Origin of the sequence: Paenibacillus sp. FSL M7-1455 (genome assembly GCF_038004655.1) — a bacterium.
GTDB lineage: Bacteria > Bacillota > Bacilli > Paenibacillales > Paenibacillaceae > Paenibacillus_AQ > Paenibacillus_AQ cookii.
Window position 1 is genome coordinate 4,864,246 of sequence record NZ_JBBORO010000001.1, and the last position, 14,633, is coordinate 4,878,878.

Sequence of the window (14,633 nt, forward strand, 5' to 3'; positions counted from 1 at the left end):
ATGGCACATTGTTGTGTTACTCTCACAAATAAGTACAATCATACTTTAAACTATTTTAAAGTAAACTGATTTGTTTGATGGAACTACCATTGCTACACCTTTATTTGTTAGTACTTCGCCACTTATTGTAGCAGAAAATGAACCACCTTGGGTACCAATGAAAATATACCACAAAACTAAATGTATATAAATGGTTTTAATGTAAATAAAGTAATTATTTTTTTCTTTTTTGTCATAACTTTTTTTGTTTATTTACGTTGTATGATTTAATGCAAAGACCCTGCCGGCTACGCCAAATGAAGCGCACAGCCGGCAGCCAAAAAACGACTTCGTTTCCGAAAAACTATAATCAGGCACAAGCGGTAATTCGACTTCATTTTGCGCCAGAAGACGGCTCTGCTCGAACGATGCAGTATCCTGTCGTGTCAAATCCCCGATTAGGATAAAATATCTACACAGAAGTCCGCTAAACGAAATAGTCGTTAGGACCCTTGTTCGACCGCCGCGATCTCAAGTATGCTCTTGCTGCATCCACACGACACTGGATCAAGACCCGTGGCTCCGGAGCCTCGAAGCAGCGAATCGGAAATGGAATGCTTTTCCCACCCAAAAGTTTAAGCACTTAAACTTTAAGAGAAAACCGAAAGAAGGGATTGACACCAAGCATTTATTTTTACTGTGGTCGTTTTTTATACATCTAAAGTTAAAGCGTTTTTACTTTTATCGAAAAAATCGACCGCCGTTTTTGCCATTCATCACTTTTGGAGGGATAATCCATGAACAACGCCAACAAACAAGCCACCGCAAGAAAAAAGTTAACCGTATTTCTGCTCAGCTTTACGCTGCTGGGTTCCATGATCGCCATGTCGGGCCCCGTTCCGGTGAAGGCTTTTGCCGACGAGCAGGTTTCGGATGCGGAGCAGCTTGAACCGACGGAGATCTCCATCCCCATAGAAACGGATATCAATGCTGAACTCAACGCAAGCCCTTCGGCCGGAGCCTCCGAGGCGGACGTCCAAGCCTTCGCCGCTGCGGCGGGAAGCCATGACGCCAACTTTTCGCCGGAAACGCTGCAATTTCTGAAAGCCAACACCGGCCTTGACGGCGAGCAGTGGGACAACATCATGAAGCTCGTCAACAAACCGGAGCAGGACGACCTCAACTGGACGAAATATTACGGATATTGCGAGGATATCGGAGATGACCGCGGGTATACCATCGGTATTTTCGGCGCGACAACCGGGGGGCCGAACGACGAAGGGCCGGACGGTCCCGAACTTTTTAAAGAGTACGACCGCGCCAAGGGCGCAAGCAATCCAAGCGTCGAAGGCGCCCTGAAGCGTCTTGGCATCAACGGCAAAATGAAAAACGGCATCCTGGTCATCTCGGACAGCGAAAGCAAATTCGTCAAAAAAATCAACAGCCTGCAGAATGACGCGGCCTGGCGGGAAGCGATGTGGCGCACCTTCTATAACGTATACATCAAATACAGCGTCGAGCAGGCGAAAAAACGCGGCTTCACGTCGGCGCTGACGATCGGCTCTTTCGTCGACACCGCTCTTAACCAAGGCGCCACGGGCGACTCCGGCAGCCTTCAAGGCATCCTGTCCCGCTCGGGAAGCAGTAAGGACGAAAAGACGTTTATGACGAAATTTTACGCCGAACGCACCAAAATCGTCGACACGAACGACTACAACCAGCCGCCAAACGGGAAAAACCGCGTCAAACAATGGAGCACGCTCCTGAACATGGGCGAAACCGATTTGAAAAATGCCGATGCGGCGATCCAAAAGGTCACCGATTGGGAGCTGAAATAAGGCGGATCAAAAAAGCAGGGGCATCGCTCAAGATGCGCCCTGCTTCATGCCTTATTCGTACCAATATCCCTGAATCCCCTTCGACATCCTTACCAGCGCCTCCAGGTAATAATAATCTCCCCAAATCATGTAATCGTCGGGGCCGATGCCGCCGCGGACATGATAAGAGCCATGCTGGAGCAAGCCCTCCGCGTCCGGCATGCCGATCGTAGAATAGTTTTCGACGAGCGACGCCATCATCCGCTGCAAAGCGTCCGCGAAATATGCGCGCTGCGGATCGCGTTCGTCCATCAGCTCAAGCAGCTCCAGCAAACCGCAGGCCACGATGGCCGAAGCGGAGCTGTCGCGCGACGTTCCCGGTTCGGCCGGCGCGTCGAAATCCCAATACGCCACGTCGTCCTCCGGCAAATGTTCGATAAAATAGCGGGCCATGCGCTTGGACGTATCCAAAAAACGCTCATCCCGCGTGTACCGGTAGGACAACGCAAAGCCGTATATTCCCCAGGCTTGCCCCCGAGTCCACGTCGAGCCGTCCTGATACCCTTGATGGGTACCACCGCGGATGGCATTGCCGTTTTCCTGGTTGAAATAAAACGTATGGTACGACGAGCCGTCGCCGCGAACGAGGAAACGCCGGCTGAGGAGCGCGTGGCGGTATGCGATATCGTAATATTTTTCGTCGCCCGTCTGCAAATGGGCCCAATACAACAGCGGCAGGTTCAGCAGGCAGTCGATGATGATCCGTCCCCCGTTTTCCGGATCGCCTTCGGGTCCCCAGGCCTGAATCGCCCCGATTCGCGGGCGCCAGCGCAGAAGCAGCTTATCCGCCGCCTGCAGCGCCAGCTCCCGGGCTTTTTCGTCCTTCAGCACGCGCCACTGGGCAACCGCGGATAGGGAATACAAAAACCCGATGTCATGATGGTCGAGGCTGATATGCTTTTCCAGACGGTGGCGGTATTGCTCCAGCTGCGCCGCCGCCGACTCACGAAAAAACCCGTCTCCGTCGTATTCGTAACAAAGCCACATCATCCCGGTATAAAAGCCTTCGATCCAGTCCTCGTTCGCGCCCCACTCGTAACGTTTCTCTCCGTTTGCGCTCTGCCCGACAATATGAGGGAACAGCCCCGGATGGCGAACCGCATTACGTTTGATTTTTCCCGCTGCATCTTCAATCGCCTTTTGCCACATCGTCCGTTGATTCTCCTTTTCAAGTTCATTCATGGTTTGAAGCAAACCTTCACGGCTTTCGGCCTCATCCTCGCGAAAAAACCATGGCCATTTCCTTCATCGGAAGCGGAGATTTGCCGCCGTATGCGCTTTCAATTGTATGTCGGCGGGGCGCAAAGAGGGGCGCTTACCGCCCGTCTTTTGCCTCGTTCATGCGGATACCCGCGTCAACGGATCGCCGTTTTCCGGTAAGCCCCAAGAAGCGGACGCTGCTTGGAGCAGGTAAAATAGCGCTGCTGTGCGCGCCGAAATGCGCTTATTAAGATAATAGGCACCGGTCGGCGGATTTGTCCATACCTTTATATCCGTGAACAAACGAACTGCCCCCGTACCTCTTCGCGCGTCCGCTTTGTCCTTAACGGCTTTGCAGCTGCTTCCACACCTTTTTGTTGCTGTACCTTTTGTCGGAGCTGATATCCCGGCCGAACCACGCCGGCGGAACGAAACGTTCCGCCTCCGAAACGGAAGCGAATTCCACTTCCAATACCCGCAGTTCGATTTGCTCGTATTCGTCGATTTCGATCAGGCGGTTTCCCCAAGCGGCCGTCGTGCGCTTTTTGATCAGCGGCACCGCGCCGTGTTTGGCGATCATTTGCTCATAGAGCCCTGCGGAGATGGAATATTCCACTTCCTCCCGGGCAATGCCGTGGCCTTTTTTGAACGTATGGGTGTATTCCGTCAGGCCGGTCTTCACGTCGGAGATTTTCCGAACCCGCAGCTCCTGGTCTTCATGGATCGCCAGATACGTCTGCTCGATCATCTGCTCCTTTTCGATCCGCAGCCCCTGTTCGTCCAGCAGCGCCGCCGGAAATTCCGGCAGCAAAAATTTGCGTTCAATCTCAAGCGCCATCCGTTTGCCTCCCGTTATGTCTTTTTCGGTGCTGCATGTACTATCCATTATACGGGCGGGGCCGGCGGGGAACAATGAGCGAACAAGCTTGCCAGACTCAAAAGCCCGGCTCATGCCGCCACCGTTTAGCCGCGAAACCGTTCCTTATAAAAAACAAAGACCCGGACAATGATCCGGGCCTTGCCGTCATTTATTTTCAAACAAACCGAGCCGGTTCCGGAAGGAACCTTGAAGCCGGGCACGCTGTTTGCCTTGTTCTTCTTCGCTGCTTAAGCCCTCCAGAAGTCCCGTCAGTTCGTCGAACCAGGCTTCATCCCACGTGGACAAGGCAAGGTCGATCAAGCTTTCGAGATTCTGCCGGTCTGTAAGGGGGGCTGCCGGAAGCTGCTTCAGCCACGAGCTGCGCACCGCGACCGTTTTGCCGACCGCTTCTTCATGATCCGATTGAACGATGCGTACTCGAACGATCTCCTGCTGGGCATCCAGCGTCTCGATATATCCGTGAATAAACTCTCCGTCTACCGTCTTCCCTTGAACCCAATCGCCAATTTCGAATTTCATTCTTCCACCGCCTTACCTTAAATTGGTATACAAACTGTAACTGCGTATATAACAAAAAGAAGATTACTGTAATAATACTAAACACAGTTAGCTATGTCAAATCCGGGTGGCGCGAAAAAAGCATCAAGCAGCGATTTGCTTCCTATCTTCATTGTATTCAATTCCCGGCCCGCAGTTCCGCTTTTCCTCACGTGACATCCCTCCTTTATTCATCCTTTCCGCATGAGCTGATCCTTATGCCCCGACCCCCGGCACCCGCAGCCAATGGAAGGCGCAAGACCATCCTCCTTGTTCAAAACCCCCCCCTTATCAGGTTCACCCTAATATTGACAGCGTTTACATGGCGGTGACATAATGTGTACTAAATTCCACATCCATGGGAGGAGTCGCGTGCAAAAATGGTTTGTCTCATTCAAGCATATGAAGATCAAAAACAAACTTTCCCTGCTGATCGCCTTGATCGTCGCGACGACGTTCGCTTTTGCGCTGGTTGTTCTCCAGTACGCCTTTTCCGTGTATGACGAGCAGCTGTACCAAAAGTCCTCGCAGGTGCTGCATTTGTCTTCCTCCGCGATCGAAAAGGAGCTGGAGCGCATCGAGCAGCTGTCCTTCAGCGTCGCGACCGACACGCAAATCCAGTCCCTGCTCCGTTCCATCGCCGACAGCGATTCCGACTACGACCGCCTGACCCTGCGCCAGCGCTTGGTCGATCGGCTGCTCAATTACGTCGGCTCCGAGCCTTCCCTATATTCCATCCATGTCGTGGATGCCTACGGGGCCCAGCAGGATCTCGGCAGCATCATCCCGATCGCCCCGGACAAACGGGCCTCCATCTTAAAGCTGGCCGCGGAGGCCAAAGGCGAAGCCCGGTGGACCTATCCCGACGCTTCCGACCCTGCCCTCATCCTGTCGCGGGATATCCGCTCCTACTCCGGAACGCTGTTTGACCTGAAGGAAATCGGCACGATTTTTATGCGGATCAACATGGACCGGATCATCCAGGAGCTGGCGGCCGAGGAAGGCGTCTTCATGATGACGGCGGGCACCGTCGTGATTTACCCCTCCAGGCTTGATTTCGACCCGTCCGCCTTGCAGGACGCGCTCTTCGCGGGAGCCGGGTATTTTATCAAGGAAATCGACCATCAAACCTATTTCGTCGCTTACAACCGTTCGGCGGATACCGGATGGACCTACTTGAACGTCACGCCTTTCAACCGGATTTTCAAACAAATCGTGTTTATCAAAGAGCTTGTCGTCATCGTGTTCGTTTTCATTTTCGCCGTGGCCATCCTTTGCGGAATCCGCTTCTCCCGCAGCCTGACCCGTCCGATCGAAAATTTGATCGCCCGCATGAAACTTGCGGAAAAGGGCAATTTCGCCGAAGCGAACGTGCTGGCCTCGGATCAGGAGCCGCCGGCCATGGATGAGCTTGGACTGCTGCACCGGACGTTCCGCCTGATGGTCGAACGAATCAACGCGCTCATTACCGAAAACTATGCCAGCCGGCTGCTCATCAAGGAGACCGAATTCAAGGCGCTGCAGGCCCAAATCAATCCCCACTTTCTGTACAACACGCTGGAATCCATCAACTGGATGGCAAAGGTCAACAAACAAACCCGCATCTCGCAAATGGTTCAGGCGCTGGCCTTTTTGCTGCGCAACGCCGTCAGCTTAAAGAAACCGATCCTGACGCTGGGGGAAGAACTGGAGATGGTGCGGAATTACGTGACGATCCAGAAATTCCGGTTCGAGGATCGGTTGTCCTTCCGCATGGAGCTCGAGGAACGGGAGTATGCGCGCAAAATCCCGAAGCTGACCCTGCAGCCGCTGCTCGAAAACGCAATCCACTACGCGCTCGAGCCTTCGGTGAACACCTGCACCATCGCCATTTACAGCCGGTACGAAGCGGATGCGTTTTGCCTGATCGTCGAGGACGACGGGCCGGGCATGCCTCCCGAAACGCTCGAACTGCTGCGGGAAGGAAAACTCGTTGCGGCAGGAAACGGGATCGGGCTGTTGAATATTGACGAGCGGATCCGGTTTGCCTTCGGGGAGCGGTGCGGCGTGGATATCGACAGCGCCCCCGGCCGAGGAACCCGCGTCATCATCAAGTTGCCAAAAGAATTGGAGGGATAAGCAATGTATAAAGTTCTTCTGGTAGACGACGAAAGGATTATTTTGGACGGCATCTCCCAAATGGTCGATTGGTCCGCATTCCGGACGGAGCTGATCGGAACGGCGCAAAACGGGATTCAGGCTTACGACAAAATCGTCGAGGCGGCGCCGGATATCGTCGTCAGCGACATCCGGATGCCGGGCCTGGACGGTCTGGAGCTGGTCGCCAAAACCCATGGCACCCACCCCGCCGTCAAATTCGTGCTGCTCTCCGGTTACGGGGAATTCGAATATGCGAACCGCGCCATGCAATACGGCGTGAAGCATTATTTGCTGAAACCGACCGACGAGGTCAAAATAGCCGAAGCGCTCAGGGAGGTCACGGAAGAGCTCGACCGGCAGCAAAGCAGGGAGACGTTCATCCGCGACATGAAGCGGCGTTTCGAGAAAGTTATCCCCCACGCGAAAGAACAGGTGCTCAAGGAATTTGTCACCAACAAAACCTACGGAACGCGCGACCTGGAGGAATACCGCGGGCTGTTCCCTTATCCCTTCGATCAGCCGATCCGGCTTCTGCTCTGCCAGCTTGAGGGCGAAACGGATTTCGAACACCGGTTTGCCGTCAAAAACATTGCCGAAGACGTGCTGCAGACGACGTTATTGAGCACGACGATCGGCGACCACGTGCTGATTTTGATTGCCGATCCGCAGGATCAGGAGTCTTTTTACCTCCGCCTTCAAGACGTCCGCAGCACCTTCAGCCTCTACTACAAAACGAACGTGACCATTGCCGTCAGCGATCCCGGCCCCATGGCGCAGGCCAGAAGGCTGTACCGCGAAACGCTGCGGTGCCTGGATTACCGGTTCTACCTGGACGAAAGCGGCATCATTACAAGACAAGATGCGCTCTCCCCGGGCAGCCAAGACGCCGAATTTGATTTCGACGAAGAACGGCTCATCCTTCCGGTTCGCTCCGGCCGTGCCGAAGAAGCGGCGCTGGCCTTATCCGAGTTCATCGCCGAAATGAAACGCGCCCAGCTCGGCATCGACATGGCCAAGTCGCACGCGATCCGGCAGTACGCTTCCCTGATCCGGCTGGCCGATCCGGAACGGATGGACGAAGCGTATAAACGCATCCCCGAAATCGCCGAAATGGAATCGCTGCAGGCGATCCATTCTTTTCTCGAACATGCGGTCCAAGAAATCTCGCGCCGCACGATGAAGCGGAGCACGTGCAAATATAACGCCATCGTCCGGAAGGTGATCGACATCGTGGAGGAGCATCTGGGAAACTCCGCGTTGTCCCTGAACATGGTCGCCCATGAAATGCTTTACATGAACGCCGATTATCTCGGCAAGCTGTTCAAAAAAGAAACCGGCGAGAAATTTTCCAATTACGTCATGCGGATCCGGATTCAGCGGGCAACCGAGCTGATGGCCGCCGATCCGGACGTCAAAATCTTCGAAATGGCCGAAAGGCTCGGCTTCGGCGACAATCCCCAATATTTCAGCCAAGTGTTCAAAAAACAGGTGGGCTGCACGCCGTCGGAGTATATCCGCAAAGCCGCCTTGGATTGGGGCCGCGCCAACGCGTGACCCGTATAAGGACCGGGCTCGGCTTGAAGTTGTACATACAACCTGTCAGGCCCTGTCCCGCCCTTTTTTCCCTAGCGGCTTGCAAAAAACCGTGGAGGCCCCGCCAGGCGACACCTCTGCTTTTTAAACAAACAGGTCGGTTTTTTTCCTTACCCCGATGGAGGCAAATATCGATAATGAACTTGTAAGCACAATCAGTTTAGGAAACGGTTCACGATAAGGGGAGGAAATACGATGAGAAAAACGTTCACTGCCGTATTGCTGTTTTCCTTGATGGCCAGCCTCATCGGTTGTTCGGGGGGAGGAACGGCGGATAAATCGGGCGGCACGGCGTCGACGCCGGAACCGGCGAAGCAGGAAGCTTCCGGCGATAAAAGCGGCGATAACAAGGAGCCGGTCAAGCTCCGCATCGCTTGGTGGGGCGGCCAGTCCCGGCACGATTACACCCTGAAGGTCATCAAAATGTACGAGGAAAAACATCCGAACGTCACGATCGAGCCGGAATACGCGCCATTCGACGACTATTGGAAAAAGCTCGCGCCTCAGGCGGTGGCCGGCGGCCTGCCCGATATCATCCAGATGGACATCTCGTATTTGAGCCAATATGCCGGGCGCAACCAGCTGGCGGATTTGAAGCCTTTTACGGACAGCGGCGTGCTGGACGTCAAAGACGTGAGCGAAAACGCGCTGAAAGGCGGGGAAGTGGGCGGCAAGCTCGTAGCCATGAACCTCGGGGTCAATGCGCTGCAAACGACGTTCGACGTGGAAACGATGAAGAAAAACGGCATCGATATCCCGTCCAAAGAATGGACATGGGACGATATGGACAAGATGGGCGCCCAGGCGAAAGCCAAAGGGTTGCAAATCGGCGGCTTTGCGTTCCGCCACGACGTCTTTTTCCCTTATTACCTGAGAACGATCGGCCAAAAAATGTACAGCGAAGACGGCAAAACGCTCGGATACGCCGACGACAAGCCGTTTATCGATTATTTCACCCGCTACCAAAAATGGTACGACAACGGCTACATTTTGTCCCTGGATAAAGAAGCCCAGAAAAAAGGCGTCGCCGAAGAGGACGAAATCCTGCTCGGCCACTCCGTCTCCGGCACCGGCTGGTCCAACCAGTTCCTGGCCGTCGCCAACCTGGTGAAGGACCGTCCGCTGGAGCTGAATCCGATGCCGGGCCCCGGAACGAAAGAAGGCCTGTTCCTGAAGCCCTCCATGTATTTCTCCATCGCGGAGACGTCCAAACAGAAGGAAGAAGCGGCGAAATTCATCAGCTTTTTCATCAACGACATCGAGGCGAACCAGCTCATCAAAGGCGAACGCGGCGTACCGGTCTCCTCCAAGGTAAAAGAAGCGCTGAAGCCGAATTTGACGGAAAACGAAGCCAAAATTTTCGATTACGTCACTTGGGTCGAATCCAACAGCAGCCCGATGGATCCTCCGAATCCGATCGGAGCGGTGGAAATCGAAAAGCTGCTGCGCGATCTGAGCGAAAAGATTTTGTTCAAGAAAATCGCGATCGACGAGGCGGCCGCCGAATTCCGCAAAGAAGCGAACGCCATTTTGGCCCGAAGCCAGAAATAACCCAGCAGCCTGACAAAGAGAGCCGAAAACCGGTGGCGGTTGACGGGCTCTCTTTTGTTGTGCGGAAATATGCATTTTCCGTGATTCCACACCTCTGCTTTTTGAACAAAGAGCCCGGTTTTATCCATTACTCCATCCGCCGCCCGTTTCTATAATCGAGATATACCAAGGATTTTCGCTAAATCCTGAACCATGTTGAGCCTAGGAGTTGACGTTATGAAAAAGCTGCGGGATAACGAGCACATCACCGGTTATATTTTTACCGCCCCGTTCGTGCTTGGCTTTCTGATCTTTACGCTGTATCCGGTGTTGTCCTCGCTGTATTACTCCTTCACGGATTACAACCTGATGGAGGCGCCGAGATGGCTCGGCTTCGACAACTACCAACGGATGTTCATGGACGACGAAAAAGTCGCCAAATCGTTTCAAGTCACGTTTACGTACGTCCTGGGCAGCGTGCCGCTGCGTCTCATTTTCGCCCTGTTCGTGGCGATGGTGCTGAACACGGCCACCCGGGCCGTCGGGCTGTACCGCTCCGCCTTTTACCTGCCGTCCCTGATCGGGGGAAGCGTGGCGGTGTCGATCATGTGGCAGCAAATTTTCGGGGACCAGGGGCTGGTCAATTCCTTCCTGACGCTGATCGGCATCCCTTCCTCGACCTCGTGGATCGGCAATCCGAGCACCGCGCTGTGGACGCTGATCGCCTTATCCACCTGGCAGTTCGGCTCGTCGATGATCATTTTTTTGGCGGGGCTGAAAAACATCCCGAAGGATTATTACGAGGCGGCCAGCGTGGACGGAGCCAATGCGGTCCGCCGCTTCTTCCACATCACGCTCCCGATGCTGAGCCCGATCATCCTGTTTAACCTGACGCTGCAGACGATCTCCGCGTTTATGACGTTTACGCCGGCGTACATCATTTCCCGCGGGGAAGGCGGTCCGCTCGATCAGACGCTGCTGTATTCCCTTTATTTGTACCGCAAAGCGTTTTCGCATTTTGAGATGGGTTACGCCTCGGCGCTGGCCTGGATCATGCTGCTCATCGTCGGCGCGCTGACGCTGCTGATCTTCAAATCATCGACCCGCTGGGTTCATTACGAGACGAAGGGAGATTAACCCCATGGCCATGTCGAAACCGAAACGCATCCTCTACCACGTGCTGGTCACGGTGTTCGCTCTGCTGATGATCTACCCGATCCTGTGGCTGGTGGCCAGCTCCCTGAAGCCGAACGACGAAATTTTTGCGACGTCCTACAGCCTCATTCCCAGCCGCCTCGAATTTTCCAACTATGCGACCGGCTTCCAGGGGTTCGGCGGCACGACGTTTGCGACCTTTTTCAAAAATTCCTTTATCATCGTCGTCATTTCGACCATCGGCGCGGTGGCTTCTTCCGCCCTCGTCGCCTTCGGGCTGGCCAGGACGAAATTTTTCGGGCAAAAGTTCTGGTTCGCCTGCATGATGGCCACCATGATGCTGCCCCATGACGTCGTCATCGTGCCGCAATACGTCATGTTCGCCAAGTTCGGCTGGCTGTCTTCGTTCAAACCGCTGATCATCCCGCATTTTTTCGGGACGCCGTTTTTTATCTTCCTGATCATGCAGTTTATCCGGACGATTCCGAAGGAGCTCGACGAAGCCGCCAAAATCGACGGCTGCAGCAAATACGGCGTGTTTTACCGCGTGGTCCTGCCGCTGATCGGGCCGGCGCTCATCACAAGCTCGATCTTCTCCTTTTACTGGCGCTGGGACGATTTCATCAACCCGCTCATTTATTTGAACAGCCCGGACAAATATCCGGTGTCGCTCGCGCTTAAGCTGTTCCTGGACGGCGAATCCCTGAACAACTGGGGCGGCATGTTCGCCATGGCGACGCTGTCGCTGCTGCCGGTCGTCATCGTCTTCTTCGTTTTCCAAAAATACATCGTCGAAGGCATCAGCACCACCGGGCTGAAAGGCTGATCCGGCAGGGAGCGCCGAATGGAAAAGCGAATCTATTCTCCAAGCGACGAAACCAATCTCGAAAGGGGCACGAACCATATGCCAGCACTCGTATTTGACGAAAAACAGATTCTTGAAACGATCGACCGCGTGGTCGACCGCACGTTCCGGATGGACTTCAGCTGGGACTGGCCGGGGGGCGTCGCCTTTTACGGCGTCTGCGAAGCTTATCAGGCAACGGGCAAAATCGAATACCTGGAGCCGCTTAAAGCCTGGGTCGACGAAAACATGGAGGACGGATTGCCCAAACTGTCGGTGAACGGCGTCTCCATCGGGCATTCGCTGCTCACCTTGTACGAGGTATACAACGATGACCGGTACATCAAGACGGCGCAGGAGATGGCCGACTATTTGACGCATGAAGCCGTCCGCTTCGGCGACGGGATTTTTCAGCACACGGTCAACTCGGAGACGTACAATTTCCCCGAGCAGGCGTGGGTCGACACGATGTTTATGGCCGGTTATTTCCTGCTCCGGATCGGGGCGGCACTGCAGCGGGACGACTATTTCGAGGACGGCCTGAAGCAATACCACGGCCATGAAAACGTGCTGCAGGACCCGGCCACGAATCTGTACTACCACGGATGGGACAACATCGCGGGCAACCATATGTCCGGCGTATTCTGGGCGCGCGGCAACGCGTGGGCGGCCTTGACGATGGCCCGGGCGCTGGAGCTGGTGCCGGTGACGCACCCGTCCTTCATGGTCATCGAAGGTTCGCTGCGCGACCAGCTCAGCAGCCTCGTCCGGCTGCAGGACGAATCGGGGCTGTGGCACACGATCGTGAACGATCCGGATTCCCCGCTCGAAACATCCGGCTCCGCCGGGATCGCCGCCGCGGTTTTGACCAAAGGCCGGATTTACAATAAATACACGCAAAAATCAATCGACGGCATCCTGTCCAAAATTACAAGCGACGGCACCGTTACCGGCGTGTCCGCCGGCACCGCCGTCATGAAAGACGCCGCCGGATACAAAGGCGTGCCCGACAAGCGAATTCAAGGCTGGGGACAGGGACTAACGCTCGCGTTTTTGTCGGAGCTGCTTAAAAATAATCCGTATTGATGGGAGGTTGGCATGAAGAAGGGCCTCTACCGCTGCAACGGTAAAGGCCCGGGACTTTTAAAGGCTGTGGATGCCACGGCGCGATAATATTGGCTGTTCAAGCGAAAACTACCACCGTTTAGGCCCCCAGCCTGCTTAACGGTGGTTGTTCGCTTGTTTCCAAGCTTTTTTGCGTACCAAAGGTAAAGCTTAAGGATGCTAAACTACAGGGTTTATCACCGTAGCCAATCCATCGGATTACATAGGGTGCGAAATTGAAGTTAGCATTGCCCCAGTCGGTAGGGCATTTAATCCACGCACCTGCGTAGGGTGCGACCTGCCGAAGGTGCTGACCGCAAAGATATATAACCCAATTTCAATCCACGCACCCGCATAGGGTGCGACTAGCCGCGGCGTAAATCGCCGGACGACCAGCGAATTTCAATCCACGCACCCGCATAGGGTGCGACTATTTTTCGGGAATCCGCAGCAACGAGACGTGCAATTTCAATCCACGCACCCGCATAGGGTGCGACAAGGGGTCGACGATAAATCGTTGGCCGCCCGTCGGATTTCAATCCACGCACCCGCATAGGGTGCGACCATTCAATCGCTCCTTTTTCACCTTCATTGTTCAAATTTCAATCCACGCACCCGCATAGGGTGCGACTCAACAGCAAGGGACGACAAATAAAAATTAAACATTTCAATCCACGCACCCGCATAGGGTGCGACCACGAGTACAATAACGGTAAGCGCCGCGAGTTTATATTTCAATCCACGCACCCGCATAGGGTGCGACAATAAGCGGGACTGGCAAGCAGATATGGCACTATGCATTTCAATCCACGCACCCGCATAGGGTGCGACTTTTCCGGTGCTCTGTATCCACCGCATAGACATGATTTCAATCCACGCACCCGCATAGGGTGCGACCCTTTGACGCGATGTGCCACGTAGAAGGCCAACGATTTCAATCCACGCACCCGCATAGGGTGCGACAGGATTTTGTAGGCTGTCGTCCGATTGATCGGGAGATTTCAATCCACGCACCCGCATAGGGTGCGACTGTAAGCCTCTTTAAAGAACAGGACTTAGAGAAGAATTTCAATCCACGCACCCGCATAGGGTGCGACCGGCAGCCATACTGGCGTATTCGAGCGCGTGGGCAAATTTCAATCCACGCACCCGCATAGGGTGCGACAGGGCCGCGATCGTCTCGCTGTTGGTCAGTCGAGGATTTCAATCCACGCACCCGCATAGGGTGCGACTTGGGAGGCGGATGACTATGAAGTGGGAAGCTTTTATTTCAATCCACGCACCCGCATAGGGTGCGACCGCCATGATAACGACTTCTTGCCAGTGTTCGATGATTTCAATCCACGCACCCGCATAGGGTGCGACGACTTGTGATCGGAAAGTGATCGAGCAGCTGCTTATTTCAATCCACGCACCCGCATAGGGTGCGACCTCTCGGCAACATCCACACCTGGCATCTCAGCCATTTCAATCCACGCACCCGCATAGGGTGCGACGGGATTTCGTTACGGAAGTGGAGGCGATTTTATGAATTTCAATCCACGCACCCGCATAGGGTGCGACGGAAGGGCTGCATGGGCTTTAGGGACGGTTTGAGAATTTCAATCCACGCACCCGCATAGGGTGCGACCGTTTAACCATCGGCAACATAGTTAGTGTAAGGGTTATTTCAATCCACGCACCCGCATAGGGTGCGACTAATGATCCGCAAATATTCGTCCTTCGTATCTGATTTCAATCCACGCACCCGCATAGGGTGCGACGATTTATTCGCCTGAGGGGCTGCTGCGGCCTT

Annotated in this window: 10 protein-coding genes and 1 CRISPR repeat array (1 of these 11 running past the window's edge); of the genes, 7 read left to right on the top strand and 3 right to left on the bottom strand. The window is 54.5% G+C overall.

Annotated features, from left to right (window positions below):
• The first annotated feature begins 776 nt into the window (after positions 1–776).
• A complete protein-coding gene (locus tag NYE48_RS22400; RefSeq protein WP_341000001.1) occupies positions 777–1,817 on the top strand; it encodes a chitosanase in 1,041 nt (346 codons plus the stop codon).
• A 51-nt stretch (positions 1,818–1,868) separates the two neighbouring features.
• Here NYE48_RS22400 and NYE48_RS22405 read toward each other — a convergent pair whose 3' ends face one another.
• The 3 genes from NYE48_RS22405 to NYE48_RS22415 form a co-directional block, all read right to left on the bottom strand.
• Positions 1,869–3,005, bottom strand: a complete 1,137-nt coding sequence (locus tag NYE48_RS22405; protein ID WP_341000002.1) for a glycoside hydrolase family 88 protein — start codon at positions 3,003–3,005, stop codon at positions 1,869–1,871.
• A 394-nt stretch (positions 3,006–3,399) separates the two neighbouring features.
• Positions 3,400–3,894 (bottom strand): CYTH domain-containing protein, encoded by a 495-nt coding sequence (locus NYE48_RS22410; RefSeq protein ID WP_212953243.1) that lies wholly within the window; start codon positions 3,892–3,894, stop codon positions 3,400–3,402.
• Positions 3,895–4,080: 186 nt separating this feature from the next.
• Positions 4,081–4,455 carry a hypothetical protein gene (locus tag NYE48_RS22415; RefSeq protein ID WP_341000003.1) on the bottom strand — a complete coding sequence of 125 codons (375 nt, stop codon included), beginning with the start codon at positions 4,453–4,455 and terminating at the stop codon, positions 4,081–4,083.
• Positions 4,456–4,845: 390 nt separating this feature from the next.
• Between NYE48_RS22415 and NYE48_RS22420 the strand changes: the two genes are divergently transcribed.
• The 6 genes from NYE48_RS22420 (at position 4,846) to NYE48_RS22445 (ending at position 12,820) form a co-directional block, all read left to right on the top strand.
• Positions 4,846–6,591, top strand: a complete 1,746-nt coding sequence (locus NYE48_RS22420; RefSeq protein ID WP_341000004.1) for a cache domain-containing sensor histidine kinase — start codon at positions 4,846–4,848, stop codon at positions 6,589–6,591.
• 3 nt (positions 6,592–6,594) lie between these two features.
• Positions 6,595–8,166, top strand: coding sequence for a response regulator (locus NYE48_RS22425; protein ID WP_212950977.1), 1,572 nt, complete (start codon positions 6,595–6,597; stop codon positions 8,164–8,166).
• A gap of 234 nt (positions 8,167–8,400) precedes the next feature.
• Positions 8,401–9,756 carry an ABC transporter substrate-binding protein gene (locus NYE48_RS22430; RefSeq protein ID WP_212950976.1) on the top strand — a complete coding sequence of 452 codons (1,356 nt, stop codon included), beginning with the start codon at positions 8,401–8,403 and terminating at the stop codon, positions 9,754–9,756.
• A 192-nt stretch (positions 9,757–9,948) separates the two neighbouring features.
• Entirely contained in the window at positions 9,949–10,872 is a 924-nt protein-coding gene (locus tag NYE48_RS22435) for a carbohydrate ABC transporter permease (RefSeq protein WP_341000006.1), read from the top strand.
• Positions 10,873–10,882: 10 nt separating this feature from the next.
• Positions 10,883–11,716 carry a carbohydrate ABC transporter permease gene (locus tag NYE48_RS22440; RefSeq protein WP_212950992.1) on the top strand — a complete coding sequence of 278 codons (834 nt, stop codon included), beginning with the start codon at positions 10,883–10,885 and terminating at the stop codon, positions 11,714–11,716.
• Positions 11,717–11,794: 78 nt separating this feature from the next.
• Positions 11,795–12,820: a glycoside hydrolase family 88/105 protein gene (locus NYE48_RS22445; protein WP_341000711.1), complete on the top strand. Its 1,026-nt coding sequence runs from the start codon at positions 11,795–11,797 to the stop codon at positions 12,818–12,820.
• Between the two features lie 284 nt (positions 12,821–13,104).
• Positions 13,105–14,633: direct repeats of the CRISPR family, unit length 32 nt; unit sequence ATTTCAATCCACGCACCCGCATAGGGTGCGAC; it runs 897 nt beyond the window's last position.

Excerpts from the sequence above, each read along its gene's own strand:
- NYE48_RS22400 (WP_341000001.1), top strand. The coding sequence starts at position 777 with ATGAACAACGCCAACAAACAAGCCACCGCAAGAAAAAAGTTAACCGTA.
- NYE48_RS22405 (WP_341000002.1), bottom strand. The coding sequence starts at position 3,005 with ATGTGGCAAAAGGCGATTGAAGATGCAGCGGGAAAAATCAAACGTAAT.
- NYE48_RS22410 (WP_212953243.1), bottom strand. The coding sequence starts at position 3,894 with ATGGCGCTTGAGATTGAACGCAAATTTTTGCTGCCGGAATTTCCGGCG.
- NYE48_RS22415 (WP_341000003.1), bottom strand. The coding sequence starts at position 4,455 with ATGAAATTCGAAATTGGCGATTGGGTTCAAGGGAAGACGGTAGACGGA.
- NYE48_RS22425 (WP_212950977.1), top strand. The coding sequence starts at position 6,595 with ATGTATAAAGTTCTTCTGGTAGACGACGAAAGGATTATTTTGGACGGC.
- NYE48_RS22430 (WP_212950976.1), top strand. The coding sequence starts at position 8,401 with ATGAGAAAAACGTTCACTGCCGTATTGCTGTTTTCCTTGATGGCCAGC.
- NYE48_RS22435 (WP_341000006.1), top strand. The coding sequence starts at position 9,949 with ATGTTGAGCCTAGGAGTTGACGTTATGAAAAAGCTGCGGGATAACGAG.
- NYE48_RS22440 (WP_212950992.1), top strand. The coding sequence starts at position 10,883 with ATGTCGAAACCGAAACGCATCCTCTACCACGTGCTGGTCACGGTGTTC.
- NYE48_RS22445 (WP_341000711.1), top strand. The coding sequence starts at position 11,795 with ATGCCAGCACTCGTATTTGACGAAAAACAGATTCTTGAAACGATCGAC.